24 protein-coding genes are annotated in these 25,399 nt (G+C 67.4%); 12 read left to right on the top strand and 12 right to left on the bottom strand.

Going from position 1 to position 25,399, the window contains the following annotated elements:
• The first annotated feature begins 58 nt into the window (after nt 1-58).
• Genes BKX93_RS16175 through BKX93_RS16185 form a run of 3 tightly spaced genes read left to right on the top strand, consistent with a single transcriptional unit; the run spans nt 59 to nt 2,125 of the window.
• Complete coding sequence (locus BKX93_RS16175) at nt 59-637, top strand: biliverdin-producing heme oxygenase (RefSeq protein ID WP_046159143.1); 579 nt, start codon at nt 59-61, stop codon at nt 635-637.
• Nucleotides 634-1,737: a TonB family protein gene (locus tag BKX93_RS25405; RefSeq protein WP_070980606.1), complete on the top strand. Its 1,104-nt coding sequence runs from the start codon at nt 634-636 to the stop codon at nt 1,735-1,737. Before BKX93_RS16175 ends, BKX93_RS25405 begins: the two co-directional genes overlap by 4 nt.
• 58 nt (nt 1,738-1,795) lie before the next feature.
• Nucleotides 1,796-2,125, top strand: coding sequence for a hypothetical protein (locus tag BKX93_RS16185; protein WP_052717431.1), 330 nt, complete (start codon nt 1,796-1,798; stop codon nt 2,123-2,125).
• Here the strand turns inward: BKX93_RS16185 and BKX93_RS16190 are convergent, their stop codons facing one another.
• Together BKX93_RS16190 and pyrE are read right to left on the bottom strand one after the other, a co-directional pair.
• Nucleotides 2,126-2,707: a DUF4124 domain-containing protein gene (locus tag BKX93_RS16190; RefSeq protein WP_046158048.1), complete on the bottom strand. Its 582-nt coding sequence runs from the start codon at nt 2,705-2,707 to the stop codon at nt 2,126-2,128.
• 1 nt (nt 2,708) lies between these two features.
• Nucleotides 2,709-3,353: an orotate phosphoribosyltransferase gene (pyrE, locus tag BKX93_RS16195; protein ID WP_046158049.1), complete on the bottom strand. Its 645-nt coding sequence runs from the start codon at nt 3,351-3,353 to the stop codon at nt 2,709-2,711.
• Between the two features lie 74 nt (nt 3,354-3,427).
• On the opposite strand from pyrE, the gene BKX93_RS16200 reads away from it, so the two are divergent.
• Nucleotides 3,428-4,204: an exodeoxyribonuclease III gene (locus BKX93_RS16200; protein ID WP_046158050.1), complete on the top strand. Its 777-nt coding sequence runs from the start codon at nt 3,428-3,430 to the stop codon at nt 4,202-4,204.
• A complete protein-coding gene (locus tag BKX93_RS16205; protein WP_070980608.1) occupies nt 4,204-4,800 on the top strand; it encodes an alpha/beta hydrolase in 597 nt (198 codons plus the stop codon). Before BKX93_RS16200 ends, BKX93_RS16205 begins: the two co-directional genes overlap by 1 nt.
• A 73-nt stretch (nt 4,801-4,873) precedes the next feature.
• Here BKX93_RS16205 and BKX93_RS16210 read toward each other — a convergent pair whose 3' ends face one another.
• Nucleotides 4,874-5,710, bottom strand: coding sequence for a sulfurtransferase (locus BKX93_RS16210; RefSeq protein WP_046167201.1), 837 nt, complete (start codon nt 5,708-5,710; stop codon nt 4,874-4,876).
• A gap of 216 nt (nt 5,711-5,926) precedes the next feature.
• On the opposite strand from BKX93_RS16210, the gene BKX93_RS16215 reads away from it, so the two are divergent.
• Nucleotides 5,927-7,576 carry a methyl-accepting chemotaxis protein gene (locus BKX93_RS16215; protein WP_070980610.1) on the top strand — a complete coding sequence of 550 codons (1,650 nt, stop codon included), beginning with the start codon at nt 5,927-5,929 and terminating at the stop codon, nt 7,574-7,576.
• Between the two features lie 6 nt (nt 7,577-7,582).
• Here the strand turns inward: BKX93_RS16215 and BKX93_RS16220 are convergent, their stop codons facing one another.
• On the bottom strand, nt 7,583-7,984 hold the full coding sequence (locus tag BKX93_RS16220; protein ID WP_046167200.1) for an HIT family protein: 402 nt from the start codon (nt 7,982-7,984) through the stop codon (nt 7,583-7,585).
• 163 nt (nt 7,985-8,147) lie between these two features.
• On the opposite strand from BKX93_RS16220, the gene paeA reads away from it, so the two are divergent.
• The 3 genes from paeA to BKX93_RS16235 all read left to right on the top strand — a co-directional run bounded on the left by paeA (nt 8,148) and on the right by BKX93_RS16235 (nt 11,744).
• Nucleotides 8,148-9,464: a polyamine export protein PaeA gene (gene paeA, locus BKX93_RS16225; RefSeq protein WP_046158054.1), complete on the top strand. Its 1,317-nt coding sequence runs from the start codon at nt 8,148-8,150 to the stop codon at nt 9,462-9,464.
• A 133-nt stretch (nt 9,465-9,597) separates the two neighbouring features.
• Complete coding sequence (locus BKX93_RS16230; RefSeq protein WP_070981860.1) at nt 9,598-9,855, top strand: hypothetical protein; 258 nt, start codon at nt 9,598-9,600, stop codon at nt 9,853-9,855.
• Between the two features lie 269 nt (nt 9,856-10,124).
• On the top strand, nt 10,125-11,744 hold the full coding sequence (locus tag BKX93_RS16235) for a glycosyl hydrolase family 18 protein (RefSeq protein ID WP_115616284.1): 1,620 nt from the start codon (nt 10,125-10,127) through the stop codon (nt 11,742-11,744).
• A gap of 60 nt (nt 11,745-11,804) precedes the next feature.
• On the opposite strand, the gene BKX93_RS16240 is transcribed toward BKX93_RS16235, so the two are convergent.
• The 6 genes from BKX93_RS16240 to BKX93_RS16265 all read right to left on the bottom strand — a co-directional run bounded on the left by BKX93_RS16240 (nt 11,805) and on the right by BKX93_RS16265 (nt 20,837).
• A complete protein-coding gene (locus tag BKX93_RS16240; RefSeq protein ID WP_070980612.1) occupies nt 11,805-12,329 on the bottom strand; it encodes a cysteine hydrolase family protein in 525 nt (174 codons plus the stop codon).
• A 39-nt stretch (nt 12,330-12,368) separates the two neighbouring features.
• Complete coding sequence (locus BKX93_RS16245; protein ID WP_046158056.1) at nt 12,369-13,340, bottom strand: D-2-hydroxyacid dehydrogenase family protein; 972 nt, start codon at nt 13,338-13,340, stop codon at nt 12,369-12,371.
• Nucleotides 13,341-13,380: 40 nt separating this feature from the next.
• Nucleotides 13,381-14,856 (bottom strand): sensor domain-containing diguanylate cyclase, encoded by a 1,476-nt coding sequence (locus BKX93_RS16250; protein ID WP_145929331.1) that lies wholly within the window; start codon nt 14,854-14,856, stop codon nt 13,381-13,383.
• A gap of 65 nt (nt 14,857-14,921) precedes the next feature.
• Nucleotides 14,922-16,022 carry a DNA polymerase III subunit beta gene (gene dnaN / locus BKX93_RS16255; RefSeq protein ID WP_046158058.1) on the bottom strand — a complete coding sequence of 367 codons (1,101 nt, stop codon included), beginning with the start codon at nt 16,020-16,022 and terminating at the stop codon, nt 14,922-14,924.
• Between the two features lie 66 nt (nt 16,023-16,088).
• Nucleotides 16,089-16,883, bottom strand: coding sequence for a MerR family transcriptional regulator (locus tag BKX93_RS16260; RefSeq protein ID WP_070980615.1), 795 nt, complete (start codon nt 16,881-16,883; stop codon nt 16,089-16,091).
• A 99-nt stretch (nt 16,884-16,982) separates the two neighbouring features.
• Entirely contained in the window at nt 16,983-20,837 is a 3,855-nt protein-coding gene (locus BKX93_RS16265) for a DUF3683 domain-containing protein (protein WP_070980617.1), read from the bottom strand.
• A 319-nt stretch (nt 20,838-21,156) separates the two neighbouring features.
• Here BKX93_RS16265 and BKX93_RS16270 point away from each other — a divergent pair, with 319 nt between their 5' ends.
• From BKX93_RS16270 to BKX93_RS16280, 3 genes are read left to right on the top strand one after another with little or no spacing between them, the layout of a single operon-like run.
• Nucleotides 21,157-21,753, top strand: a complete 597-nt coding sequence (locus BKX93_RS16270) for a LemA family protein (RefSeq protein WP_390115190.1) — start codon at nt 21,157-21,159, stop codon at nt 21,751-21,753.
• A 1-nt stretch (nt 21,754) separates the two neighbouring features.
• On the top strand, nt 21,755-22,600 hold the full coding sequence (locus BKX93_RS16275) for a TPM domain-containing protein (RefSeq protein ID WP_070980618.1): 846 nt from the start codon (nt 21,755-21,757) through the stop codon (nt 22,598-22,600).
• Nucleotide 22,601: 1 nt separating this feature from the next.
• On the top strand, nt 22,602-23,105 hold the full coding sequence (locus BKX93_RS16280) for a TPM domain-containing protein (RefSeq protein WP_046167193.1): 504 nt from the start codon (nt 22,602-22,604) through the stop codon (nt 23,103-23,105).
• 15 nt (nt 23,106-23,120) lie between these two features.
• Here the strand turns inward: BKX93_RS16280 and pdxA are convergent, their stop codons facing one another.
• Together pdxA and BKX93_RS16290 are read right to left on the bottom strand one after the other, a co-directional pair.
• Nucleotides 23,121-24,107: a 4-hydroxythreonine-4-phosphate dehydrogenase PdxA gene (gene pdxA / locus BKX93_RS16285; RefSeq protein ID WP_070980620.1), complete on the bottom strand. Its 987-nt coding sequence runs from the start codon at nt 24,105-24,107 to the stop codon at nt 23,121-23,123.
• Nucleotides 24,107-25,396 carry a peptidylprolyl isomerase gene (locus BKX93_RS16290; RefSeq protein ID WP_021477434.1) on the bottom strand — a complete coding sequence of 430 codons (1,290 nt, stop codon included), beginning with the start codon at nt 25,394-25,396 and terminating at the stop codon, nt 24,107-24,109. Before BKX93_RS16290 ends, pdxA begins: the two co-directional genes overlap by 1 nt.
• Nucleotides 25,397-25,399 lie beyond the last annotated feature (3 nt).

A 25,399-nucleotide genomic window follows, 5' to 3' on the forward strand; every position in this document is an offset into this window, starting at 1 on the left:
CATTAACATTTAATGGATTTTGTCCGCAAAACCCAGCTCAGTAGAAGAAAGCATCGGCATGACCACCATCGAACGCACCCGCACCCAGGACCTGAAGGCCCGCACCCACGACACCCACGACCAGCTGGACCAGCGCATCATGGCCAACCAGCCCTTCGCCAGCCGCGACAACTACGCCCGCTTCCTCGACGCGCAATACCGTTTCCTGCGCGACGCCGATGCGTTGTACGACAACCCGGAGCTGGCCAAGCTGTTCCCGGACCTGGCCGAGCGCCGCCGCTACCACAGCATCGCCGCCGACATGGGCGATCTGGGCCGCGCGCTGCCGCAACTGGCCGAGGCGCCGATCAGCGGCGCGCTGGACGTGGCCAGCGCGATGGGCTGGCTGTACGTGGTGGAAGGCTCCAAGCTGGGCGCGGCCATCCTGTACAAACTGGCCGGCAAGCTGGGCCTGGACGAGGCGTTCGGCGCCCGCCACCTGGCCGGCCACCCGGACGGCCGCGCCCGCCACTGGCGCGCGTTCACTTCGGCGCTGGACGGCCTGGAGCTGGACGGCGACGCCGAGGCCCGCGTCACCGCCGGCGCGGTGGCCGCCTTCGCCTGCATGAACGGCCATCTGGACCGGGTGTACGCTTGAACGCGGCGCGGCACCCGGCGGTGCGCTGGCTTTACCTGCTGGGCGGCTGCCTGATGGTGGCGCTGGCGGTGATAGGCGCGCTGCTGCCGGTGATGCCCACCACCATCTTTCTGATCCTGGCGCTGGCCTGTTTCAGCAAGTCCTCGCGGCGGCTGGAGCAGCGGCTGCTGGACCATCCGCGCTATGGCCCGGGCCTGCGGCGCTGGCGCGAGCAGCGCATCGTGCCGCTCAAGGCCAAGTGCTTCGCCGCGCTGGGCATGGGCGCGGGCTTCGTCGCGCTGCTGCTGGCGCGGCCGCCGCACTGGGTGCCGTGGCTGGTGGCGGCGATCGAGCTTTCGGTATTGCTCTACCTGCTGAGCCGGCCGTCCCATCCCGGTGAGCCGTCGGGCTGGCGCAGGCTGTCGGCCCGGCACTGGAAGGGCCTGGCGCTGCTGTCGTGCGTTGGCCTGCACCTGGCGGCGCTGACCGCCGGGCTGTGGTGGCCGGGCGCCAAGCCGCAGGCTCCGGCGCCGGCGGAGCAGCCGGCGATGCAGTGGCTGGCCGGCGGCGGTTCGACGGCGCCGGAGCAGAAACGCGTCGCCGAACGCCCCAGCGAGGCGGCGTCGGCGTCCCGCCGCGCGGCAGAGCGGCAACCGGCCGGCGTTCAGCCGGACAGCCATTCGCCCCTGGCGACCCAAGCGGCCGGCAGGCCGGCTCCCGCGCCGCGCGCGGATCAGCCGCCGGCGCCGCGGGCCGCCGCCGACCAGGCGCCCAGCCAGGCCGCCGCGCCCAAGGCCGCGTCGCAGGACGACAGCCGGCCGCGCGTGAGCCAAGGCCGCAGCAGCTGGGAGGCCCAGGTGCTGGCCAGGCTGGAGCGCTACCGGCAATATCCGGCCACGTCGCGGCTGCGCGGCGACGAGGGCACGGCCTACTTGTCCATCCGCATCGACCGCGAGGGGCGGGTGCTGGCGGCGCGGCTGAGCCGCGGCAGCGGACATCCGGCGCTGGACCAGGCCGCCCTGGACACCGCCTACCGCGCCGCGCCGCTGCCGCGCATTCCGGACGCGTTGCCGGATATGTTGGAGCTGGCGGTGCCGGTGGAGTTCTTCCTCGAACAGTAATGCCCGCCGGAGCCGGCTTGCCGCATAATGTCGGCTGACAGCCGACAAGGGGAACACAATGAACAAGCTGATGTTGAGCGCGCCGCTGCTGGCGGCGCTCGCTGCCGGCGGGGCCTGGGCGCAGAGCGCCGACGAACAGCTGCTGGCGGCGCAGATGGCTTTCCAGCAGGCGCAAAACCAGCAAAGACAGCTGGATGGCAGGCTGAAGACGGCGCAGGACGAAAAGGCGGTCGCCGAACAGCGGCTGGCCGGCGCGCAAGCCGCATTGGACAAGGCCAACGCCGAACTGGCTGCGGCCACCGACGCGCAATCGCGCAGCAAGCAGGCGCTGGATCAGGCGACCCAGACGCTGAACCAGGCCTGGCAGCGCAAGGACGGCGGGCAATAATCAGGGATTGAGCTGGCGGTAGCGGGCGATGTCCTGCTGCATCCGCTGGCGGAACGCGTCCAGCTCGGCGCGCTTGGACGCCATCTGCCGCAAGAGGTCTTGTTGCGATTGCCGCAGCAGCTGCAGATTGCGCACGGCGGCTGCCGGCGGCGTTTGCTGGTTCTGCCGTGCGCGCTCCAGATCCTGCTCCAGATGGCCGCGTTGCAGCGCCAGCCCCTGGCCGCGCAGCTCCAGCGCGCGGTAGGAGGATTGCAGCACCGCCAGCTGGCGCTCGCGGTCGGCCTGTAGGTCGGCCAGCGTCGGATAGCTCTGCACCAGCGCCTGGTCGTGGCGTGCGGCGTCCATCCGTTGTTGCTGCTGTTGGCGGGCCGCGGCGGCGGACGCCTCGCGCGCCTGGCGCTGGGCGGCGGTTTCCGCCGGCTTGTTGACGGCGCCCTGCTTGCTCAGCTCGGCGACGCCGCGGCTCTGGCTCTCAAGCGGCGGCGAGTCGCTGTAATGCGTGTTGCCGGCCTCGTCCACCCATTTGTAGACGCCGGCCTGGGCCAGCGAACACAGCAGCAAGAGGCCGGCAAGCGCTTTCATGTCAGTCGTCGACTCCGTATTGGGCGCGGTAGGCGCGCACCGCGTCGAGGTGGGCGGCCAGTTCCGGGCTGTTTTCCAGGAATCCCAGCACATCCTTCAGCGTGGCGATGGCCACCACCGGCAGGCCATGCTGCTGCGCCACTTCCTGCACCGCCGACAATTCGCCCTGGCCGCGCTCCATCCGGTCCAGCGCGATGGCGACGCCGGCCGGTTCGGCGCCGGCGGCGCGGATCAGCTCCACCGATTCGCGCACCGAGGTGCCGGCCGAGATCACGTCGTCGATGATCAGCACCTTGCCTTGCAGCGGCGCGCCGACCAGGGTGCCGCCCTCGCCGTGGTCCTTGGCTTCCTTGCGGTTGTAGGCGAAGGGCACGTTGCGGCCCTGCTCCGCCAGCGCCATGCCGGCGGCGGCGGCCAGGATGATGCCTTTATAGGCCGGCCCGAACAGCATGTCGAACTGGATGCCGCTTTGCTGGATGGACTTGGCGTAGAATCGCGACAGGTTCAGCGTGGACAGACCGTCGTTGAACAGGCCGGCGTTGAAGAAGTACGGCGACTTGCGGCCCGCCTTGGTGATGAACTCGCCAAACTTCAGCACCTGCTTGTCGAGCGCAAAACGAATAAAATCCTGACGAAAGTCGCTCATCCTCATTCCTTATCGAATCGTTAACTGTTTGAACGGCTGAAAAAAACCGCCGCAAGCATAGCACGGGAGACACAATGCTTCGAATCGTTTCCGCCAACCTCAACGGCATCCGCTCGGCGGACAAGAAGGGCTTTTTCGACTGGCTGGCCGGCATCGACGCCGACTTCGTCTGCGTGCAGGAGCTGAAGGCGCAGGCGGGCGACCTGTCCGAGCGGATGCGCAATCCGGACGGGCTGGCCGGCTACTTCCACTACGCCGAGAAGAAGGGCTACAGCGGCGTCGGCCTCTACACCCGGCACCAGCCGGACGCGGTGGTGGAGGGGCTGGGCGTCGACTGGATCGACGCCGAGGGCCGCTTCCTGCAACTGGATTTCGGCAAGCTGTCAGTGGTGTCGCTGTACCTGCCGTCCGGCTCCAGCAGCGACGAGCGCCAGCAGGTGAAGTTCGACTTCCTCGACGTGTTCATGCCGCACCTGGAAAAGCTGCGCGCCGAGGGCCGCGACATCGTGATCTGCGGCGACTGGAACATCGCCCACAACGAGATCGACCTGAAGAACTGGAAGGGCAACCTGAAGAACTCGGGCTTTCTGCCGGAAGAACGCGCCTGGATGACCGACCTCTTGGGCCGCGTCGGCTGGCGCGACGCGTGGCGCAACCTGTACCCGGACGCGCCCGGCTACACTTGGTGGAGCAACCGCGGCCAGGCTTACGCCAAGGACGTCGGCTGGCGCATCGACTACCAGATCGTCACGCCGTCGCTGATGGAGCTGGCCGAATCCGCCAGCGTGTACAAGGACGAGAAATTCTCCGACCACGCGCCGCTGATCGTCGACTACCGGCGGAGCCTGTGATGTGGGACGACGATGACGTCACGCTGCTGACAGTGCCCGGCTGGGGCAACTCCGGCGACACGCACTGGCACGGCTATTGGGAAAAAACCTATCCGCTGGCGCGCCGCGCGGAGCAACGCGACTGGCTGTACCCGACCCGCGACGAATGGGTGGCCGGCCTGGCCGCGGCAGTGTCGGAGATTCCGGGGCGACTGGTGATCGCCGCCCACAGCCTGGGCTGCCATACGACGGTCGCCTGGCTGCTGCAGGCCTCGCTGCTGGAGCAGCGCAAGCTGAAGGGCGCGCTGCTGGTGGCGCCGCCGGCGATTCCGCTGACCGACGAGCGCGCCCGCGTCAGCGGCGAGCTGCCGGAAGGCGCGCCGCTTCCGACCTTCGCCGGATTCGAGACGCTGCCGGAGCGCAAGTTGCCGGTGCCGACGCTTTTGGTGGCCAGCCGCGACGATCCGTTCTGCGAGTTCGAAGAGGCGAGGCGGATGGCCGCGCTGTGGGGCGCGGAATTCGTCGACGGCGGCATGGCCGGCCATATGGGCAGCCACGCCGGCCTCGGCAGCTGGCCGGCTGGGCAGAGCCTGCTGCAGCGGCTGATCCTGGGATAGCGGACAGTCCGTTCCCACGCGATCATCGGCGGGAAGCCCGGCTTGGCCGGGCTTTTTTCTTATGCGGAGGCGTTCAGCGCGCGACCGGCCGCGCCGGATCGCTGCACCATTCGCTCCAGGAGCCGGGATAGAGCCGGCTGCCGGGAAAGCCGGCGATCTCCATCGCCAGCAGGTTGTGGCAGGCGGTGACGCCGGAGCCGCACTGGTGGACGATGGCGGCGGGGTCGAAGCCCTCGCCCAGCAGCGCCTCCCACTCGGCGCGCAGCCGCGCCGCCGGCTTGTAGCGGCCGGCGTCCAGATTGTCCATGAAGAAGCGGTTGGCGGCGCCGGGAATGTGGCCGCCGGCCGGGTCTATCGTTTCGCCCACGCCGCGGAAGCGTTCCGGGCTGCGGGCGTCCACCACCGTGAATGCTTGTTCGTCCAGGTTGGCCAGCACCGCGCCGGCATCCACCGTCGCCTGCAGCGGGCGGCGGATGGCGAAGCGGCAGGGGCGGCGCTGCGGCGGCTCCGCGTCCACCGCGCCGCCGGCGGCCTGCCAGGCGGCGAAGCCGCCATCCAGCACCGCTACCTTGTCGTGCCCCAGCCAGCGCAGCAGCCACCAGGCGCGCGCCGCGTATTGCCCCGTCCCGTCGTCGTAGGCCACCACCTGGGTATTTTCCCCCACGCCCAGCGCGCCCAGATCCACCGCCAGCCGCTGGCCGTCCGGCAGCGGGTGGCGGCCGTTCTGGCCGTTCTTGCTGCCGGACAGGTGGTAATCGAGGTGCAGATAGTGCGCGCCCGGAATGCGCCCTTGCTCGTAGGCGGCGTGGCCGTAGTCGGGATTGTCCAGCTGGAAGCGGCAGTCCAGCACGATCAGCGATTCGCCAGGTTCGTCCATCAGCTGCTGGCAGGAAATCAGCGTGGTGTACATTTCTCGGCCTTGGTGTCGAAGAAGCGTCCAGCCTATGGTTATCACAACGGCTTTGGCAAGCCCGGCCTGTCCCTAGGTCTGGTGCTGGCGGCGAAATGCTTCGGGCCGCGGGGAATTTTCACAGTCCGAATAAATTAGTATTAGTATCAAATCGACCTTGAATTTATCAGCGTAAAATTTCAAAAAACTCATAAACCAAGCGGAGACGGGGAAGTCATGTTGAGTCAATTTTCCATAGGCCAGCGCATCGCGGCGCTGGCGGGGGCCCTGCTGTTGGCTGTGGGCGTGGTGGGCGGCGTAGGCTGGTGGTCGATGGACAAGATCAACCGGGAACTGACGGCGCTGTTCGACCAGAAGATCGCGTTCCGGCACCAGATGGACGATCTGCAGCGGACCATGCTGCATATCCGCCAGGATGAGAAGAACGTTTTCATCAGCATCGGCAATCCGGCCAATTCCGATCAGAGCATCCAGACCAACAAGCAACTGCTGGAAAAGCACATCGGGGATTTCAAGACCGGCGTGGCCAAAGCCAAGGGCATGGCGATGGCGGCGGACCACCAGGGCGAGTTCGACGGCATGCTGGACGGCATCGCCGGCTACGAACAGGGCATGAGCGGCCTGTACCAGAAGATATCGGCCGGCGAGATCGCGGCCGCCAATATCGGCGACGCCGGCATCGCGTCGTTCAAACCCAAGCTGTACGCGGCGCGAGACGCGCTGGACAAGCTGAGCAAGCTGGCGGACGACAGCGCGCAGCAGGCGGAGGACAGCCTGGAAACCAGCATGTCGCGCACCCAGCAGGGCATGCTGACGGTGCTGCTGCTGGCGCTGCTGGTCGGCGTCGCGCTGGCCTGGGTGATCGTGCGTTCGATCACCGCGCCGCTGCGGGCGATGCAGGACAGCATGCGCCATGCCGCCGAGCATAACGATCTGACCATCGCGGTGGACCAGACCGGCCGCGACGAGGTCAGCGAGACCGGCCGCGCGCTGGCCCAGCTGTTGGCCAATCTGCGCGCCTTCATCGGCCAGACCCGCGACGACGCGAAGCAGGTCAACGACACCGCGCACGCGCTGTCCGAGGTGTCGCGCCGCATTGCCGAGGCGTCCAGAGTGCAGACCGACGCCTCCTCGTCCACGGCGGCCGCGGTGGAGCAGATGACGGTCAGCATCAACCTGGTGGCCGAGCACGCGACGGAAATGGCCAGCGAGGCCAAGAGCAGCATGAGCGCGGCGGTCAGCGGCAGCGAGACGGCGGGCGAGACCGCCGGCCAGATGCAGGAGATCGCGAGGGTGATCGGCCGTTCGGAAACCATCATCAGCGGTCTGAACCAGCGTTCTGACGAGATCGGCAATATCGTCGACGTGATCCACGACATCGCCGAGCAGACCAATCTGTTGGCGCTGAACGCGGCGATCGAGGCGGCGCGCGCCGGGGAGATGGGCCGCGGCTTCGCGGTGGTGGCGGACGAGGTGCGCAAGCTGGCCGAGCGCACCGCCCAGGCCACCGGCGAGATTTCCGAGAAGATCCAGGCGGTGCAGGGCGACACCTCCACCGCGGCGGCCAGCATGCGCGAGGCGGCGGAGCGGGTGTCCAGCGGGGTGGAGCTGAGCGGGCGCTTGAGCGAAAGGCTGGAACAGATCCGGACGCTGTCGGCCGGCCTGCTGGACAAGACCAGCGAGATCGCCGCGGCGATGCGCGAGCAGAGCACCGCCAGCAACGAGGCGGCGAAGAACGTCGAGCGCATCGCCAATATGGGTTCGGAAAACGGCCAGTCGGTGGAGTCGTCGTCGGCGATGGCCAATCAGCTGTCGGGACTGGCCCACGGCCTGGACGAGGCGATCAGCCGCTTCCGCACCGCCTAGGCGGCGTCAGCCGGCCTGCAGCGCCTGGCGCAGCCGGTCGGCCAGGTCAGGCCAGGCGCGCGCCGGCGCTTCGCGGCGCGGCGCGGCCCAGATCGGGCTTGGAAAGTGGGCGTCGTCGTCGAAGCGGGGAATCACGTGCCAGTGCAGATGGGGCACCACATTGCCCAGGCTGGCCAGGTTGATCTTGGCCGGCCGCATGACTTGGCGGATGGCGGCCTCGGCGCGCCATACCCAGGCCATCAGGCGCAGGCGCTCGTCGGCTGCGAGGTCGGTCATCTCCTTGGCGTGCGCTTTCCAGACCACGCGGCAGAATCCCGGGTAGCCGGGTTCGTCCACCAGCACCACCCACAGTTCGTCGTTTTGGTACAGCAGATCGCCGGCGGGTTGCCGGCACAGTTCGCAGCTCATGTCTTCGCTCCCGATGAAATGGCCCGATTGTACGCGCGGCCGGAGCCGGCGGGGCGGTGGGCGAAACGGCTCTGTTATACTGGACATCAAATCCATGCGTTCAGTCTCGCGAATCGGGTGGTCTTATTCGCGGCGCAGCGCCAGCACTTGTTCGGGACCAATCGTGAGCCTTGCAAACAATCTTTCCATCATCCTTCTGCTGATCGCCGCCAGCGCCTTTTTCTCGGTGTCGGAGATTTCGCTGGCCGCAGCGCGCAAGATCAAGCTCAGGCTGCTGGCGGAAGAGGGCAACCTCAACGCCGAGCGGGTGCTGGAGTTGCAGCAGCAGCCGGGACATTTCTTCACCGTGGTGCAGATCGGCCTGAACGCGGTGGCCATTCTGGCCGGCATTCTGGGCGAGGCGGCGTTCACGCCCTACTTCGCCTCGATGCTGCATCTGGTGACGCCGGCGGACTGGGTCGAGCGCCTGAGCTTCATCCTGTCCTTCCTGAGCGTGACCTCGCTGTTCGTGCTGTTCGCCGACCTGATGCCGAAGCGGTTGGGCATGGTGGCGCCGGAGCGCATCGCGTTGTTGGTGGTGCGGCCGATGATGTTCTGCGTGCGGGTGTTCCGGCCTTTGGTGTGGCTGTTCAATGGTCTGGCCAACGTGTTCTTCCGCATGCTGGGCGTGCCGACCGGCCGGCCGGACGACCTCACCTCCGCCGACATCGTGGCGATGATGGACGCCGGCGCCGAGGCCGGCGTGCTGCAGCAGAGGGAGCATCATCTGATCGAAAACGTGTTCGAGCTGGAAAGCCGCACCGTGCCGTCGTCGATGACGGCGCGCGAAAGCATCGTCTACTTCACGCTGCACGAGGAAGAGGCCAGCATCAAGCAAAAGATCGCCGAGCATCCGCATACCAAGTTCCTGGTCTGCGACGGCGTGATCGACTCGGTGATCGGCTACGTCGACTCCAAGGACATCCTGATGCGGCTGATCAACCAGCAGAGCCTGTCGATGAAGCGCGAGCTGACGATACGCAATGTGCTGATCATCCCCGACACGCTGACGCTGTCCGAACTGCTGGAGCGCTTCAAGGCCTCGCGCGAGGACTTCGCGGTGGTGATGAACGAGTACGCGCTGGTGGTGGGCGTGATCACGCTGAATGACCTGATGAGCACGGTGATGGGCGACCTGGTCAACCAGTTCCAGGAGGAGCAGATCGTCCGCCGCGACGACCGCTCCTGGCTGGTGGACGGCGCGACGCCGGTGGAGGATGTGCTGCGGGCGCTGGACATCGGCGCCTTCCCCGACGACGAAAACTACGAAACCATCGCCGGCTTCATGATGTACATGCTGCGCCGGATTCCCAAGCGCACCGACAGCGTGGAATTCGAGGGCTACAAGTTCGAGGTGGTGGATATCGACAACTACCGGATCGACCAGCTGCTGGTGACGCTGGTCCCGCCGATGCAAGCCGAGGGCGAGTCCGCCCGCTGATATTACGATTGGTTACACCCGCTTACACAGGCCTCACAGACGGGGTGGGGCGGCCTGCCTACTATGGGTTCAAGGGCGCACGAAACAGCGCCCCTGAAACAGAATCCTTACACTCGTATTCGGGAGCATGACCATGAAAAAACTGACCGCCCTTCTGCTGGCCGCCGCCCTGGGCCTGGGTTCCGCCGCCACCTACGCCGCCGACGCTTCCGCTCCGGCTGCCAAGGCCGCCGCTCCGGCCAAGCATCACAAGCATCACAAGCATCACAAGAAGCACCACGCCAAGAAGGCCAGCTCGGCTCCGGCCGCACAAAAAGCGCAAGCCGCCAAGAAGCACGGCAAGCACCACCATCACAAGAAACACCACCACCACGCGAAGAAAGCGGCCTGATCGGCCGGGTCATCTCCGGATGTGAGAGAAAGGAGGCTTAAGGCCTCCTTTTTGTTTTGACGTCCTTTTTGAAGATTCTGTTGTATATCTGTCATTCAGTATCAGTAAAAACTGTACTAAATGACAGATGGTTTAGTCTGTTCTTGAATTTGAGTCTGGATATTCGATTCTGATACCAATGTAATACCACGTGAGACGCTCATGTCGGTGTATGCATAGGCAGAGCGAATCCCTCCGCCGTTCACTCAATCAAGAAGAGGAGAACCACCATGATGCCATTTCCGTTGTCGCGCGCGCTGCTGGCAGTCGGCGCCGCCTTCGCGTTGTCCCAGGCGGTCTGGGCCGCGCCGTCTTGCTCCCCGTGGGCCACCGGCAAGGTCTATAACGCCGGCGACTACGCCACCTTCAACGGCAAGACCTGGCGCGCCAGCTGGTGGACCCAGGGCGAGCAGCCGGGCAGCAGCCAGTGGGGCGCCTGGCAGGAGCGCCCGGCCAGCGAATGCGTGCCTGACGGCGGCGATCCGGGCACCCCGGGCACGCCGGGCAGCGGCGTGCCGCCCGAGCCCAAGCCCACCGTCGGCCGCCATGTCGGCTCCTACTTCGCCCAGTGGGGCATCTATGACCGCAACTACAAGGTCTTCAACCTGGTGAAGTCCGGCGGCGACAAGCAGCTGACCTTCCTCAACTACGCGTTCGGCAACGTCTACGCCGACGGCAAGTGCGGCATGGTCACCCGCGCCGAGAACGGCAACGGCGACGGCGGCGACGCTTGGGCCGACTACCAGCGCTCCTTCGCCGCCAACGAGTCGGTGGACGGCAAGGCCGACAGCTGGAACGATCCGCTGCGCGGCAACTTCAACCAGCTGCGCAAGCTGAAGCTGGCCAATCCTTCGCTGAAGGTGCTGATCTCGCTGGGCGGCTGGACCTGGTCGAAGAACTTCGGCAAGTTCGCCGCCTCCGACGCCGGCCGCAAGGCGATGGTCAGCTCGTGCATCGACCTCTACATCAAGGGCAACCTGCCGGTGGGCGAAAGCGCCGGCGGACAGGCCGCGGCGCTCGGCGTGTTCGACGGCTTCGATATCGACTGGGAATACCCGGGCGGCGGCGGCCTGCCGACCAATACCGTCGACCCCAACGACAAACAGAACTACACGCTGCTGATGGCCGAATTCCGCAACCAGCTGAACGCGCTGTCCACGGCCAACAAGCGCCGCTACTACCTGACCGTGGCGATCGGCTCCGGCGTCGACAAGATCCGCAACACCGAGCCGGACAAGTACAGCGGCTATCTCGACTGGATCAACGTGATGACCTACGACTTCCACGGCGGCTGGGACGCCAAGGGGCCGACCAACTTCCAGTCCAATCTCTACCGCGATCCGGCCGCGCCGGTGACTGGCGATCAGGTTTATTACAACGTCGACGACGCGGTGAAGACCCTGGTGGGCGCCGGCGTGCCGCGCGCCAAGATCAACGTCGGCCTGCCGTTCTATGGCCGAGGCTGGGCCGGCGTCGCCGCCGGTCCGAAGGGCGATGGCCTGTACCAGGTGGCCACCGGTCCGGCCAAGGGCACCTACGAGCAGGGCATCGAGGATTACCGCGTGCTGGTGACCCGCAGCGCCAAGCAGTTCAACAGCCCGGTGGCCAAACAGCTGTGGACCTACGACGGCAACGAGTTCTGGAGCTACGACGATCCGGCCACCATCCGCGGCAAGCTCGACTACGTGCGCTCGCAGCAGTTGGGCGGCGTGTTCAGCTGGTCGCTGGACGGCGACGACGCGCAATCGACCTTGCTGAAGACCAGCGCCGAGGTGAGGCTGGACGCGGCCACCGCCGCCCAGCGCCGCGCGGCCGCCGCGGCGGTGAAAGCCAAGGCGGTGAAGAAGTAAGCGGGGATGGGTGAGCAAACGGCGGGGCTTGCCCCGCCGTTTTTCATGGCCTGTCCGGATTCACAGCTCGGCCGCCGGCAGCACCCGCAGCGGCAGCGGCGTGGCGCTGGAGGCTTGCCAGACGGCGTTGAAGTGGTCGATCACCTGCTCGCCGCTCAAGGCGAAGGCGCTGAGGGTGGTATGGCCGTCGGCGATGGCGGTGACTTGATAGCCGCGCGACACCGCGTTGCGCAGCGTGCTGTCGACGCAGAAATCGGTGGCCGCGCCGCCTATCCACAGCTTGCTTGCGCCCTGTGCCGACAGCAGTTGCGCTAGATCGGTGTCGCAGAAACTGTCGCCGTAGCGCTTGTAGACGATGGCGTCGCCGTCCTGCCGCGCCAGCCGGGGATGCAGCTGCCAGGCATCGGAGCCGCGCGGCAGGTCGTCTTCCTCGTGCTGGACGAAGATCACCGGCATGCCGCGCTGGCGGGCCTTGGCGATGGTGAGGTTGAGGTTGTCGAGCACGGCGTCGAGGCGGGCGGCGCGAAGCTCGCCTTCGACGACGCCGGCTTGTACATCGATGATCAGCAGCGCGGTATCGGACATGTTTGCTCTCCGGCAGGTGTGGGAAAAGGGTGGGCGGCCTCAGGCCAGGGCTTCCGGGTTCAGCACATGCGACGCGTCGCCCTCGAAGAAGCGCAGCGCGTTGCGGTAGGCGATTTCCAGATATTGGCGGTAGCTGTCGGCCTCGGCGTAGCCCAGGTGCGGCGTGCACAGCACGTTGGGGCGGCGCAGCAGCGGATGGCCGGCGTCGTAGATCGGTTCCTGTTCGAACACGTCGAGCGCGGCGAAGCCGGGCCGGCCGGCGTCCAGCGCCGCCTCCAGCGCGCCGGGCGCGATCAGTTCGGCGCGGCTGGTGTTGACCAGCAGCGCGTCGGGTTTCATCGCCGAGAGGTCGGTGTGGGTCACGTTGCCGGCGGTGGCGGGGAGCAGCCGCTGGTGCAGGGTGACGACGTCGGCGTCGGCGAAGAAGGCCTCGCGGCAGGCGGCGGCCCGATACCCCAGCGCCTGCGCTTCCCCGCGGGCGCGTTCGCTGCCCCATACCAGTATCTCCATGCCGAAGGCGCGGCCGTAGCCGGCCACCAGCTTGCCGATCTTACCGAAGCCGAGAATGCCCAGTGTCTGGCCGCGCACCGCATGGCCCACCGGGCCCTGCCATCGGCCTGCGCGCAGGCTGGCCATGTTCTCCTCCAGCCGGCGGCGCGCCGCCATGATCAGCAGCCAGGTGAGCTCCGCCGGCGCGTGCGGCGTGCCGCTGCCTTCCACCACCGCGACGCCGGCGCGGGTGCAGGCGTCCACGTCGATGTTGCGGGCGAGCTTGCCGGTCTGGCTGACCAGCTTCAACGCCGGCATTCGCGCCAGCAGCGCGGCGTCCACCACGGTGCGTTCGCGGATCAGCAGCAGGGCGTCGGTTTCGGCCAGGACGGCGTCCGCGTCCGGCAGCCGGGACAAGTCGCCGACGCTGGCGCAGCGGTAGCCGGGGTTCTGGCGCAGTTCGGCCAGTTCGGGGCCGATGTTCTGGTAGTCGTCAGGGATCAGCAGCTGGATGGAAGGCATGGGCGGACTTCGCGATGAAAGTCCACAGTATAAGCATTTATCATGCGACGGGCTCGTCCAGCGGGTGGTAAGGCTGGGCATGGCAGACGCGGTTGCGGCCGCCTTGCTTGGCGGCGTACAGCGCGAGGTCGGCGCGGGCGACGGCGGCCTCCAGCGTTTCCGGCGGCAGCCATTGGCACAGGCCGATGCTGATGGTCACCGTCAGCCGCTTGCCGGAGGCGCTCATGATGTGATTGGCGACGATGCTGCGCAGGCGCTCGGCCAACGCGTCGTCGTCGCCGTGGCTATGGACCAGCACCACGAACTCCTCGCCGCCCCAGCGTATCAGCAGGTCGCCGCCGCGCAGCTGCGAGCGCAGCAGGTCGGCGATTTCGCGCAGCACCCGATCGCCGATCTGGTGGCCGTGCTTGTCGTTGACCTGCTTGAAGTGGTCGATGTCTATCATCAGCAACTGCGGCTCGGCGCTGGCGCGTTCGCAGGCCCGCAGCCAGCCGGGCAGCAGGTCCAGGAAGGCCAGCCGGTTCAGGCAGCCGGTCAGCGGATCGGTGGTGGCCAGCTGCCGCATCCGCCGCTGGTGGTGCTGCAAGGTGGCCAGCACCGCGATCAGCACCAGCAGCAGGATGGTGCTGTTGATGGCCAGATTGACCTGCAGCGCGGCGTGCAGCGGCTGCAGCGCGCGGGTTTCGTTCTGCTCCACCAGCAGGTGCCAGCCCAGTTCGGGCAGCAGGCGGGTGGTCAGCAGGTAGCGGTTGCCGTCGCGGCTGTACTCCAGCTTGCGCGGCTCGGGGCCGCCGGCCAGGATGGCGTCGGCAAGCTGGGCCAGGCCAGGCAGGTCGCGCAGCTTGCGTTGCCCGGCGCCGGCGCTGTCCAGCACGATGCGGCCGTCGTGGTCGATGAAGTAGATGCGGCGCTGGAAACGCCGCTCGTGCGCGGCCAGCTGCGCGCTCAGCTCGGCCTGGGGCAGGCCGACGCCTATCACGCCCAGCAGCTTGCCCTGGCTGTCGACGATGCGGTGGTTGATGAACAGCGTGGTCTTGCCGCCATTGGTCATGTCCTCGTCCAGCGCGATGTCGTAGGCGTCCTGGGCGTTCTTGAGGCTGCGGAAGTACCAGCGGTCTTCCGGATCGGCCGGCGACACGGTTTTCAGCACGCCGCCGGCGTAGTAGTAGCGCCGGCTGCTTTCCGATACCAGGAAGCTGCCGGTGATGCCGTAGCGGCCGTTGATGGCCGCCAGGTAGCGCGCGACGCGATCGGGGCCGCGCTCGCCGTCTTTCAGCCAGTCCTGCAGAAAGGTGTCGTTGGCCATCAGCGACGCCACCGACAAGGGTCGCAGGATACTTTTGTCTATCTCGGAAAAGATGGTGTCGCCGGTCAGCGGCAGGCCTTGTTCGACGATGCCGTGGCGGATGTCCTGGCTGCCCTGTTGATAGTACAGGCCGGCATTGACGATGATGCCGGCCAGCAACAGCAGGGCGACGATGATGGCCAGGCGATAACGAGACAATGGGCCGGACACGGCTACCCTTCCGAATGGCAAAATCGCGGATCGTAATATGAAGATAGGCGTTGCGAGGCCGCGCGTCAGCCACGAAGGGGCATGGCCAGGTACTGGAAGTGCGGATCATCGGGGTTGGTGACCAGCATGCCGCGCTGATCGCCGCCCAGGCCGAAGCGCAGATGCTCGGCCGGCACATGGGTCAGCACGTCCTGCAGGTATTGCAGATTGAAGCTGGCGTCGAGCGGCGGGCCCTGCCAATCGGTCGGCAGCGTTTCCTCCGCCTCCTCGCGGTCGGCGTTGCGGCAGCGCAGCGCCAGCTGGCCGGGGCGGATTGCCAGTTCCAGCTGGCGGAACTTGGCATGCGCCAGCACCGCCACCCGTTGCACCGCTTCCAGCAGCGGCAGGCGCGGCAGCGTCAGCTCGCAGTCGTGGCGCTGCGGCAGCAGGCGCAGATAGTCCGGCGCGCGGGCGTCCAGGAGCTTGCAGCGCAGCAGGGTGTCGCCGATCGCGCAGGCCAGTTGCCGCGCGCCGGGCTCCAGCAGGATGGGAGCGTCCCGATCGCCCAGCAGCTTGGCCAACTCCAGCGCCGCCTTGCGCGGCAGCAGCAGCGTTCTTCCCGGCAGCGGGGCCGGCAGCGGATAGCGCTGGAAAGCCAGCCGCACGCCGTCGGAGGCGATCAGCCGCAACTCGCCGCCGTCCAGTTGCAGCAGCAGGGCGTTGAGGTAGGGGCGGATGTCGTTGTCGGCCAGCGCGTACAGGATCTGGCCCAGCTTGCGTTTCAGCTCGCCCTGCTCCAGCCGCAGCGGGGCGGCGGTGTCGGCATCGGCCTCCAGCAGCGGGAAGTCGTCGGCCGGCAGCGCCTGCAGCAGGAAGCGGCTGCCGGCGGCCAGCAACAGCAGCTGGCTGCCATGGCGCTTCAACTGCAGCTCGCAGCCGGCGGGCAGCGCGCGCAGGATGTCCAGCAGCTTGCGCGCCGGCAGGCATAAGCGGAACGGCGTATCGGTCGGGACGGCCCGGCGGCTTTGCAGCTGGATTTCCAGATCGCTGGCGGTCAGCGCCAGGTTTTCGCCGTCGGCTTCCAGCAGCGCGTGCGACAGGATGGGCAGCGCGTGGCGGCGCGGCGCCACGCCGCAGACGATGGAAAGCGGCGCGAGCAGGGTGTCGCGGTCGGTGCGAAGCAGCATGGCCGGGTTCTCCAGAGTGGCGGACCCGGCAATTTATCACATCGTGCTATGCGAATGGATTATTCGTCAGCGAATCGGGATGTACAGCTCGGTCAGCGAGTCCGGGTGGCTGGGCGCGATGAAGCGCTGGTCCATGTATTCGAATTCGATGCCGTCCATCGCTTCCAGGCCGGCCGCCGGCAGCCAGCTGCCGTGGATGGCGCGGAAGGTGGCGGACAGGCCGTCCACCGGGCCGACGTGGCGGAAGCGGGCGTAGCGCTGGGCGGGAACATCGACCGCCGCCATGCCGTCCGGCACCGGCGCGTCCGCCGCTGCCTGCAAGGCGGCGAGATAGCGCCAGCCGCCGTCTGGCAAAGGCTGGCACAGGCCGTAGCTGCTGCCGGGGCGGGCGTCGGCTATCTCGTGCTCGCGTTCGAGGAAACGCTGCCACATGGCCGGGATGTCGCCCTCGTCCTGGGGACTCCAGGCGAGGCCGATGACGCGGAAGGCGGGCAGGTTGACGATGTCGGGCGTTTGCATGGCGGTCTGGCTCCATTCGGGTTGGTCGAGTCGGTGCTCGATGCGCGCGATCCGCTCGCGCCGCGTTTCGATCTCATCCCGCAGCCGCGCCGCATGCTCGCGCAGCGCGCGGCGCAGGGCCGCGTCGTCGGCGGGCAGCAGCCTGGCGATTTCGTCCAGCGGCAGGCCCAGCTCGCGCAGCATGACGACGCGGCCCAGCTCCGCCACCTGCGCCGGCAGGTAGTAGCGGTAGCCGTTGCCGCGGCCGGTCAGCGCCGGGCGGAACAAGCCGATGCTGTCGTAGTGGCGCAGCGTCTTGGTGCTGAGGCCGTAGCAGCGAGCCAGTTGTCCGATGGTGAGCATGAGTCGAAACGTGTGGTGGCGGATGGAGCCAGTGTGGACCTTGCCGCAAGGGCAAGGTCAAGCCCCGGCCTTTCCTGGGGGGAAGGGCCGGGGACGGAGTTACAACAGCACCCTTTCGATGCCGCCGTCGCGGGCGCGGGCCACGTATTCCGGCAGCCAGTTCTCGCCCAGCAGGTGGCGGGCGATCTCCACCACGATGTAGTCGGCTTCAGTGCCGGTGTCGTCGTTGTAGCGCGACAGGCCCTGCAGGCAGGACGGGCAGGAGGTGAGGATCTTCACCGGCCTGGCCGGCGGCTGGCCGCCGGTCAGCGCCTGCAGATTGCCGCGGATTTCCTCCTCCTTGCGCGCGCGCACCTGAGTGGCGATGTCCGGCCGGCTGGCGGCGAAAGTGCCTGCCTCGCCGCAGCAGCGGTCGGACAGCGGCACGCCGCCGCCCATCAGCTCGTTGACCACCTTCAGCGGCTGGTGGGTTTTCATCGGCGTGTGGCAGGGATCGTGATAGAGATACTGCTGGCCCTGGATGCCGTCCAGCTTGACGCCCTTTTCCATCAGGTACTCATGGATGTCGATCACGCGGCAGCCGGGGAAGATGTCCTCGAAGCGGTAGTGGGCCAGTTGGTCGAAGCAGGTGCCGCAGCTGACCACCACGGTCTTGATATCCAGGTAGTTCAGCGTGTTGGCGACGCGGTGGAACAGCACGCGATTCTCGGTGGTGATGGCGTCGCCCTTGTCCTGGTAGCCGGCGCTGGTCTGCGGGTAGCCGCAGCACAGGTAGCCCGGCGGCAGCACCGTCTGCGCGCCGACATGCCACAGCATCGCCTGGGTGGCGAGGCCCACCTGGCTGAACAGCCGCTCCGAGCCGCAGCCGGGGAAGTAGAACACCGCCTCGGCGTCTTCGGCCGCCTTGGGGTTGCGGATGACCGGCACGATGTGCGGATCTTCCACATCCAGCAGCGCGCGCGCGGTTTTCTTGGGCAGGCCGCCCGGCATCGGCCGGTTGATGAAGTGGATGACTTGCTGCTTGATCGGCGCCGGGCCGACGGTGGCCGGCGGCTGTTTCTTTTGGCCGCCGATCAACCCCAGCCGCTTGCCGACCTGGTTGCCCAGCCGTTGCGCCTTGTAGCCGACGCCGACCAGGCCGGCGCGTATGGTCTTGATCGTCGCCGGGTCCTTGGCGGTGAGGAAAGCCATGCCCAGCGCGGTGCCGGGGTTGAATTTCTTCTGGCCGGCCTTGCGCAGGAAATTGCGCATTGCCACCGACACGTCGCCGAAATCGATCTTCACCGGGCAGGGTTTGACGCAGCGGTGGCAGACCGTGCAGTGGTCGGCCACGTCGGACAGCTCTTCGAAATGCTTGAGGCTGACGCCGCGGCGGGTCTGCTCCTCGTACAGGAAGGCCTCGGTCAGCAGGCCGACGCCGAGAATCTTGTTGCGCGGGCTGTACAGCAGGTTGGCGCGCGGCACATGGGTGGAGCACACCGGCTTGCACTTGCCGCAGCGCAGGCAGTCCTTGATCGAGTCGTTGATCGCGCCGATGTCGGACTGCTCCAGGATCAGCGATTCCGCGCCCAAGAGCGAGAATGACGGCGTGTAGGCCAGGCGCAGGTCGGCGCCGGGCAGCAGCTTGCCGCGGTTGAAGTGGCCGTTGGGGTCCACCAGCTCCTTGTAGACGCGGAACGGGCCGATCTCGTCTTCGCTGAGGAATTCCAGCTTGGTGATGCCGATGCCGTGCTCGCCGGAGATCACGCCGCCCAGCCGCCGCGCCAGCGCCATGATGCGCTCCACCGCGTGGTGGGCGGTCTGCAGCATCCGGTAGTTGTCGGAGTTGACGGGCAGGTTGGTGTGCACGTTGCCGTCGCCGGCGTGCATGTGCAGCGCGACGAACACTCGGCCGCGCAGCACGTGCTTCTGCAGCTCGCGGATGGCGGCGCGGATGCCGGCGGCGGCGTTGCCGGAGAAGATCTGCTCCAGCTCGGCCAGCACCTCGCGCTTCCAGCTGACGCGCAGCGCGAAGTCGCGCAGCGCGTGGAACACGGTGTCCGGCCGCGCGGCGGCGTCTTCCAGCGGCGCGTCCGGCCAGCGGGCCGCGTACTCGTGGAAGTGCGCGTCCATGTGGTCGAGCAGCCACTGCCAGCGGTCGCGGTGCACCGCCAACAGCGACAGCGCGGCGGCGCGCCGGTCGCCGATCAGCTCTTCCGACGGCAGGTTGGTGTCCATCTTGTCGACCGGCAGCCGGCCGTGGAAGTACTCGGTCAGCGTATCCAGCAGTTCGATCTTGTTGGCGATCGACAGCTCGATGTTGATGCGCTCGATGCCGTCGCTGTAGTCGCCCAGGCGCGGAAGCGGGATCACCACGTCCTCGTTGATCTTGAACGCGTTGGTGTGCTTGGCGATGGCCGCGGTGCGGCTGCGGTCCAGCCAGAAGGTCTTGCGCGCCTCCGGCGTCACCGCGATGAAACCCTCGCCATGGCGGGCGTTGGCGATGCGCACCACCTGGCTGGCGGCCTCGGCGGCGGCGTTCTCGTCGTCGGAGACGATGTCGGCGATCAGCACCATCTTGGGCCGGCCCTTGCTCTTGGCTTTGGTGGCGTAGCCGACCGCGCGCACGTAGCGCCAGTCCAGGTGCTCCAGGCCGGCCAGCTGCACGCCGGCGGCCAGACAGGCGCCGCCCGGCTTGAACAGGTCGGTGATCTCGACGATGGCCGGCGTGGCCTCGGCCACGGTGCCGAAGAACTCCAGGCAGACGGTGCGGGTATGGCCCGGCATCCGGTGCAGCACGAAGCGGGCGCTGGTGATGATGCCGTCGCAGCCTTCCTTCTGCACGCCGGGCAGGCCGGCCAGGAATTTGTCGGTGACGTCCTTGCCCAGGCCCACCTTGCGGAAGGCGCTGCCGGGAATGACCAGCTCGCGGCTTTCCTCCACGGTCTTGCCGTCGTCGGCCAGCCGCGACACGCAAAAGCGCGCCTCGGCCACGTCGTGGATCTTGCCGTAGTTGTGGCCGATGCGCTCCACCAGCTGCCAGCGGCCGTCCGGGTCCACCATCTTCCAGCTGGCCAGGTTGTCCAGCGTGGTGCCCCACAGCACGGCTTTCTTGCCGCCGGCGTTCATCGCGATATTGCCGCCGATACAGGAGGCCTCGGCCGAGGTCGGGTCCACCGCGAACACCAGTCCGGCGGCGTAGGCGGCTTCGGAGACGCGGGCGGTGACTACGCCGGCGCCGCAATGGATGGTGGCGCGCTTGCCGTCCAGCCCAGGCAGCTCGATGTGCTCCACGCCTAGATGGCGGTCCAGCTTCTCGGTGTTGATCACCGCGCTCATCCGGTCCAGCGGCACCGCGCCGCCGGTGTAGCCGGTGCCGCCGCCGCGCGGGATGATGGTGAGCCCGAGCTCGATGCAGGCGCGCACCAGCGGCGCCATCTCGGCCTCGCTGTCCGGGCTCAGCACCACGAACGGGTATTCGACGCGCCAGTCGGTGGCGTCGGTGACGTGGGCGACGCGGGACAGGCCGTCGAACTGGATATTGTCGCGGCGGGTCAGCCGGGTCAGCTTCTTCAGCACCCGGGCGCGCAGCTCGCGGGTTTCGTCGAACTGGCGGGCGAATTCGTCCACCGCCTCGCGGGCGGCGGCGATCATCCGCTGCACCTTGTCGTTGCCGTCGCGGCGTTTCTCGATCTCGGTCAAGCGGTGGCGCATCGCCTCCACCAGCGCGGCCAGCCGCTTGGGGTTGTCCAGCAGGTCGTCCACCAGGTAAGGATTGCGGTCCACCACCCAGATGTCGCCCAGCACTTCGAACAGCATCCGCGCGGAGCGGCCGGTCTTGCGCGCGCCGCGCAATTCGTCCAGCAATTGCCACATCGGCTCGCCCAACAGGCGGATCACGATTTCGCGGTCGGAATACGAGGTGTAGTTGTACGGGATCTCCCGCAGGCGTTGTTCGCTGGTGATGGCTGTCATTTGTCCGCAAGCTGGGTCTTATTAGAGGAATGCCTGTCAGTGTATCCCAATTGCTGCGCTGCGAAAAATACGAGTTGAATAGGGTTTTTCCTCTTTAGATCAAGATATTGCCGGTTTGCATGAGCCATATTCATGGGGAGCGAATAGAATATTTTATTTAATGGGGATGGCGCGGCCTGCCGCTATTCGTGTCATTTTGTGCTATGGATTTCCATGTCCATGAGTTTTTCGATTTCCGGCGCGCCGGCGTTTTTCGGTAAGCTATCGGTTTTGAACGCTTCCTCGCGGGGCGTTTCGCACTATCGAGAGGATGACGATCATGTGGAAGAAACTATTGCTGGTCTTCGCGCTGGCGGCCACGCTGAGCGGCTGCGGCTACAACGCGATGCAGTCCCAGGACGAGGCGGCCAACGCCGCCTGGTCCGAAGTGCTGAACCAGTATCAGCGCCGTGCCGACCTGATTCCCAATCTGGTGAAGACGGTGCAGGGCTACGCCAAACACGAGAAGGACGTGCTGACCCAGGTGACCGAGGCGCGCGCCCGCGTCGGCAGCATCCAGATGGACGCGGCGGCGGCCACCGACGAGAACAAGCTCAAGCAGTTCTCCGCCGCGCAGAGCCAGCTGGGCTCGGCCTTGTCCCGCCTGCTGGTGGTGTCGGAAAACTATCCGCAGCTGAAGGCCGACCAGTCGTTCCGCGATCTGCAGGCGCAGTTGGAAGGCACCGAGAACCGCATCGCGCTGGCGCGCAAACGCTATATCGATTCGGTGCAGGCCTATAACGTCACCGTGCGCAGCTTCCCCAACAATCTGACCGCGATGATGTTCAGCCTGAAGACCCGCCCCAACTTCACCGTGGAGAACGAGAAGGCGATCTCCGCGCCGCCGCAGGTGAACTTCGACCAGCAAGGCAAGTGAAATGAGCCGCGCATGGGTCTGGCTGTGGCTCGCGCTGTGCCTGCTGGCGGGCGTCGCGCGGGCCGAGCTGGCGGTGCCGCCGCCGACCGCGCCGGTGATTGACCAGGCGGCCTTCCTGACCGACGCCGAGCGCGGCGAGCTGGAGAAGCAGCTGCTGGATTTCCATCAGCGCAAGGGCAGCCAGCTGGCGGTGCTGATCGTGCCGGCAGTCGACCCGGAAACGCCGTTTGATTACGGCACCCGGGTGATGGATAGCTGGAAGCTGGGGCGCAAGGGCGTGGACGACGGCGCGCTGCTGCTGATCGTCGCCGATTCGCACAAGACCCAGCTGCTGGTCGGGCGCGGCCTGGAGGGCGCGATTCCGGACATCTACGCCAAGCGCATCCTGCAGGATACGCTGCGGCCGCTGTTCAAGCAGGGCCTGCGTTTCCAGGGCATCCAGGCGGCGGCGGCGCAGATCGAGGGCCTGATAGACGGTGAGAAGCTGCCTGAGCCGGCCAGGCAAGCCGCGCAGGGCGGCGGCTGGGGCGAAAGCTGGCCGCTGCTGGCCTTCTTCCTGCTGATAGGCTCCGGCGTGGCCGGCAAGCTGTTCGGCCGGCTGGTGGGCAGCTTCATCATCGGCTGCCTCAGCATCGGCCTGTCGGTGGTGCTGGGCGCCGGCGTGATGATGGCCTTGCTGATCGGCGCGGTGGCCGCCGGCCTGTGCCTGGTTCTGGGCGAGCATGGCCTGTCGCTGGCCAGCTGGGGCAATTGGGGCGGCGGAGGCGGGGGAGGCCCCAGCTCCGGCGGCGGATGGTCGGGCGGCGGCGGGGATTTCGGCGGCGGCGGCGCTTCGGGAGACTGGTGAAATGAATCGATGGCAACGCGCATGGCGCCACCTGTGCAGCACCGGCTGGCAGGCGCGGCGGCAATTCCCGGCGGTCCAGCTGAAGCGGCTGGAGCGGCGGATCGCCGAATCGGAGCGGGCTCACCGCGGGCAATTGCGTTTCGTGGTGGAATCGGCGTTGGACTGGCGCGCCGCCTGGCGCGGCATGAGCGCGCGCCAGCGGGCGCTGCAGTGGTTCGGCGAGCTGAGAGTGTGGGACACCGAAGAGAACACCGGCGTGCTGGTGTACTTGTTGCTGGCGGAGCGGCGGATAGAAATCGTCGCCGACCGCGGCATCAACCGCCGGGTGGCGGCCGGCGAGTGGGCCGGCATCTGCGCCGAGATGCAGCGGGCCTTCGCCGCCCGCGACCACGTGGCGGGGCTGGAGCTGGGGCTGAGCCGCATCCACGAGGTGCTGCTGAAGCACGCGCCGCGGGACGGCGAGTCCTTCGTCAACGAGCTGCCGGACCAGGTGGTGGTGCGCTGAGCGGCGAGACGGAGGTCAGCGGCGCGACGAGCGTTGCGCCAGCTGCTCCGCCAGCCGCACCGCCTCGACCAGGCTGCCCGGATCGGCGCGGCCGGCTGCGGCCAGGTCCAGCGCGGTGCCGTGATCGACCGAAGTGCGGATGATCGGCAGGCCCAGCGTGATGTTGACGCCGGCGCCGAAGCTGGCGTGTTTCAACACCGGCAGGCCCTGGTCGTGGTACATCGCCAGCACCGCGTCGGCTTGCGCCAGCTTGTCGGGATTGAACAGCGTGTCGGCCGGCAGCGGGCCGATCAGATTGATGCCTTCGGCGCGCAGCGCGTCCAGCGCCGGCTCGATGACGTCGATTTCCTCGCGGCCCATGTGGCCGCTCTCGCCGGCGTGCGGGTTGAGGCCGGCCACCAGGATGCGCGGCGCGGCGATGCCGAACTTGCCGGCCAGGTCGGCGTGCAGGATGCGGATCACCTCCAACAGCAGCGGCGCGGTGACCGCGTCGGCGACCTCGCGCAAGGGCAGGTGGGTGGTGGCCAGCGCGACGCGCATGCCGCCGCCGGCCAGCATCATCACCACTTTGTTGGTGCCGGTGCGCTCGGCCAAATACTCGGTATGGCCGGTGAACGGTACCCCGGCGTCGTTGATCACGCCCTTGTGCACCGGCGCGGTCACCATCGCGGCGAATTCGCCGGACACGCAGCCGTCTATCGCCGCGTCCAGCGTGGCGAGCACGTAGCGGCCGTTGGCCGGATTCAGCCGGCCGGCTTCGGCGGGCTTGGCCAGCGGCACGTGCAGCACCTCCAGCGCGCCGGCGGGCGCCGGCAGGCCGGGGCGATAGTCGGCCAGTTCCACATCCAGACCCAGCGCCGCGGCGCGCCAGGCCAGCAGGCCGCGGTCGGCGATCGCCACGCAGCGGGTATCAGGCGCCAGCTCGGGCAGCCGCAAAACCAGGTCGGGACCGATGCCGGCCGGCTCGCCGGCGGTGACGGCCAGAACGGGCCGGCTAGCCATCACTTCTCGTCCAGATGTTCTTCGACGAAGGCGGAGTCGCGCAGCTGGCGCACCCAGTCGGTGTAGGCCTGTTCCATCTTGCGCGAGCGGATCTGCTGCTTGACCGCCATCTTCTCGTGGTCGCTGGACACGTCCTGGTTGCGTTTGCCTTCCACCAGGATCAGGTGCCAGCCGAACGGCGTGCGCACCGGCTGCGACACCTGGCCGATCGGTTGCGACACCATCACCTTCTCGAATTCCGGCACCAGGTCGCCCAGGTTCACCCAGCCCAGGTCGCCGCCCTTGGCGTTGCTGCCGTCTTCCGAGTACAGCTTGGCCATGTCGGCGAACTTGGCGCCGCGCATGATGCGGTCGCGCACCTGGTCGATGCGGGCCTTGGCGTCGGCTTCGGACACCGCCTCGTTGGTGCGGATCAGGATGTGGCGCGGGTGGTACTGCTCCACCATCATCGGCGCGCCGCCGCTGCGTTTGTCCACCAGCTTGAAGATGAAGAAGCCTTGCTGGGTGCGGATGACGTCGGTGTCGGCGCCGACTTTCAGCTGCTCCAGCAATTGGACGAACTCTTGCGGCAGCGAGGTGGCGCTGCGCCAGCCCATGTCGCCGCCCTTCAGCGCGTTGGGCGCGTCGGAGTAGGCGGCGGACACCTTGGCGAACGGTTGGCCGGCGGCGAGGTCGGCCTGGGCCTTGTGCACCTTCTGCGACAGCAGGTCGATCTGCTTGGCGTCGGCGCGTTCCGGCACTGCGACCAGGATGCTGGCCAGGTGGTATTCGGTGCGGTTGGCGCTCTGCGCGCTCTTCAGCGCCTGATCCACCTCGTTGTCGCTGACGTTGACGCGCGAGGCCACTTCGCTGTCGCGCAGGCGGGAGATGGTCAGTTCGCGGCGGATGTCGCCGCGCAGGCGATCCATCGTGATGCCGTCCTTGGCCAGCTGGGCTTTCAGGCCGGCTTCGTTCAGCTTGTTTTGCTTGGCGAGGTTGGCCACGGCCTGATCGACCGCGGCGTCCTCGATGCGCAGGCCACCGCTGGCCGCGTATTGCAGCTGCACTTCCTCGGTGATCATCTGTTCCAGCACCTGGCGCTCCAGCACCTCGCGCGGCGGCGGGGCCACCTTTTGCGATTCCAGCTGCTTGATCGCTTCGTCCACGCGCGCCTGCAGCTCTTGCCAGGTGATCACGTTCTTGTTGACCACGGCGACGATGCGATCCACTTCTCGTACCGGGGTGGCGGGGGCCGCCAGCGCGCTTTGCATGACGCTGGCGATCAACAGGGCAAGCAGGGTCTTTTTCATGGT

The sequence above is a fragment of the Chromobacterium vaccinii genome, from assembly GCF_001855275.1.
Classification (GTDB): Bacteria; Pseudomonadota; Gammaproteobacteria; order Burkholderiales; family Chromobacteriaceae; genus Chromobacterium; species Chromobacterium vaccinii.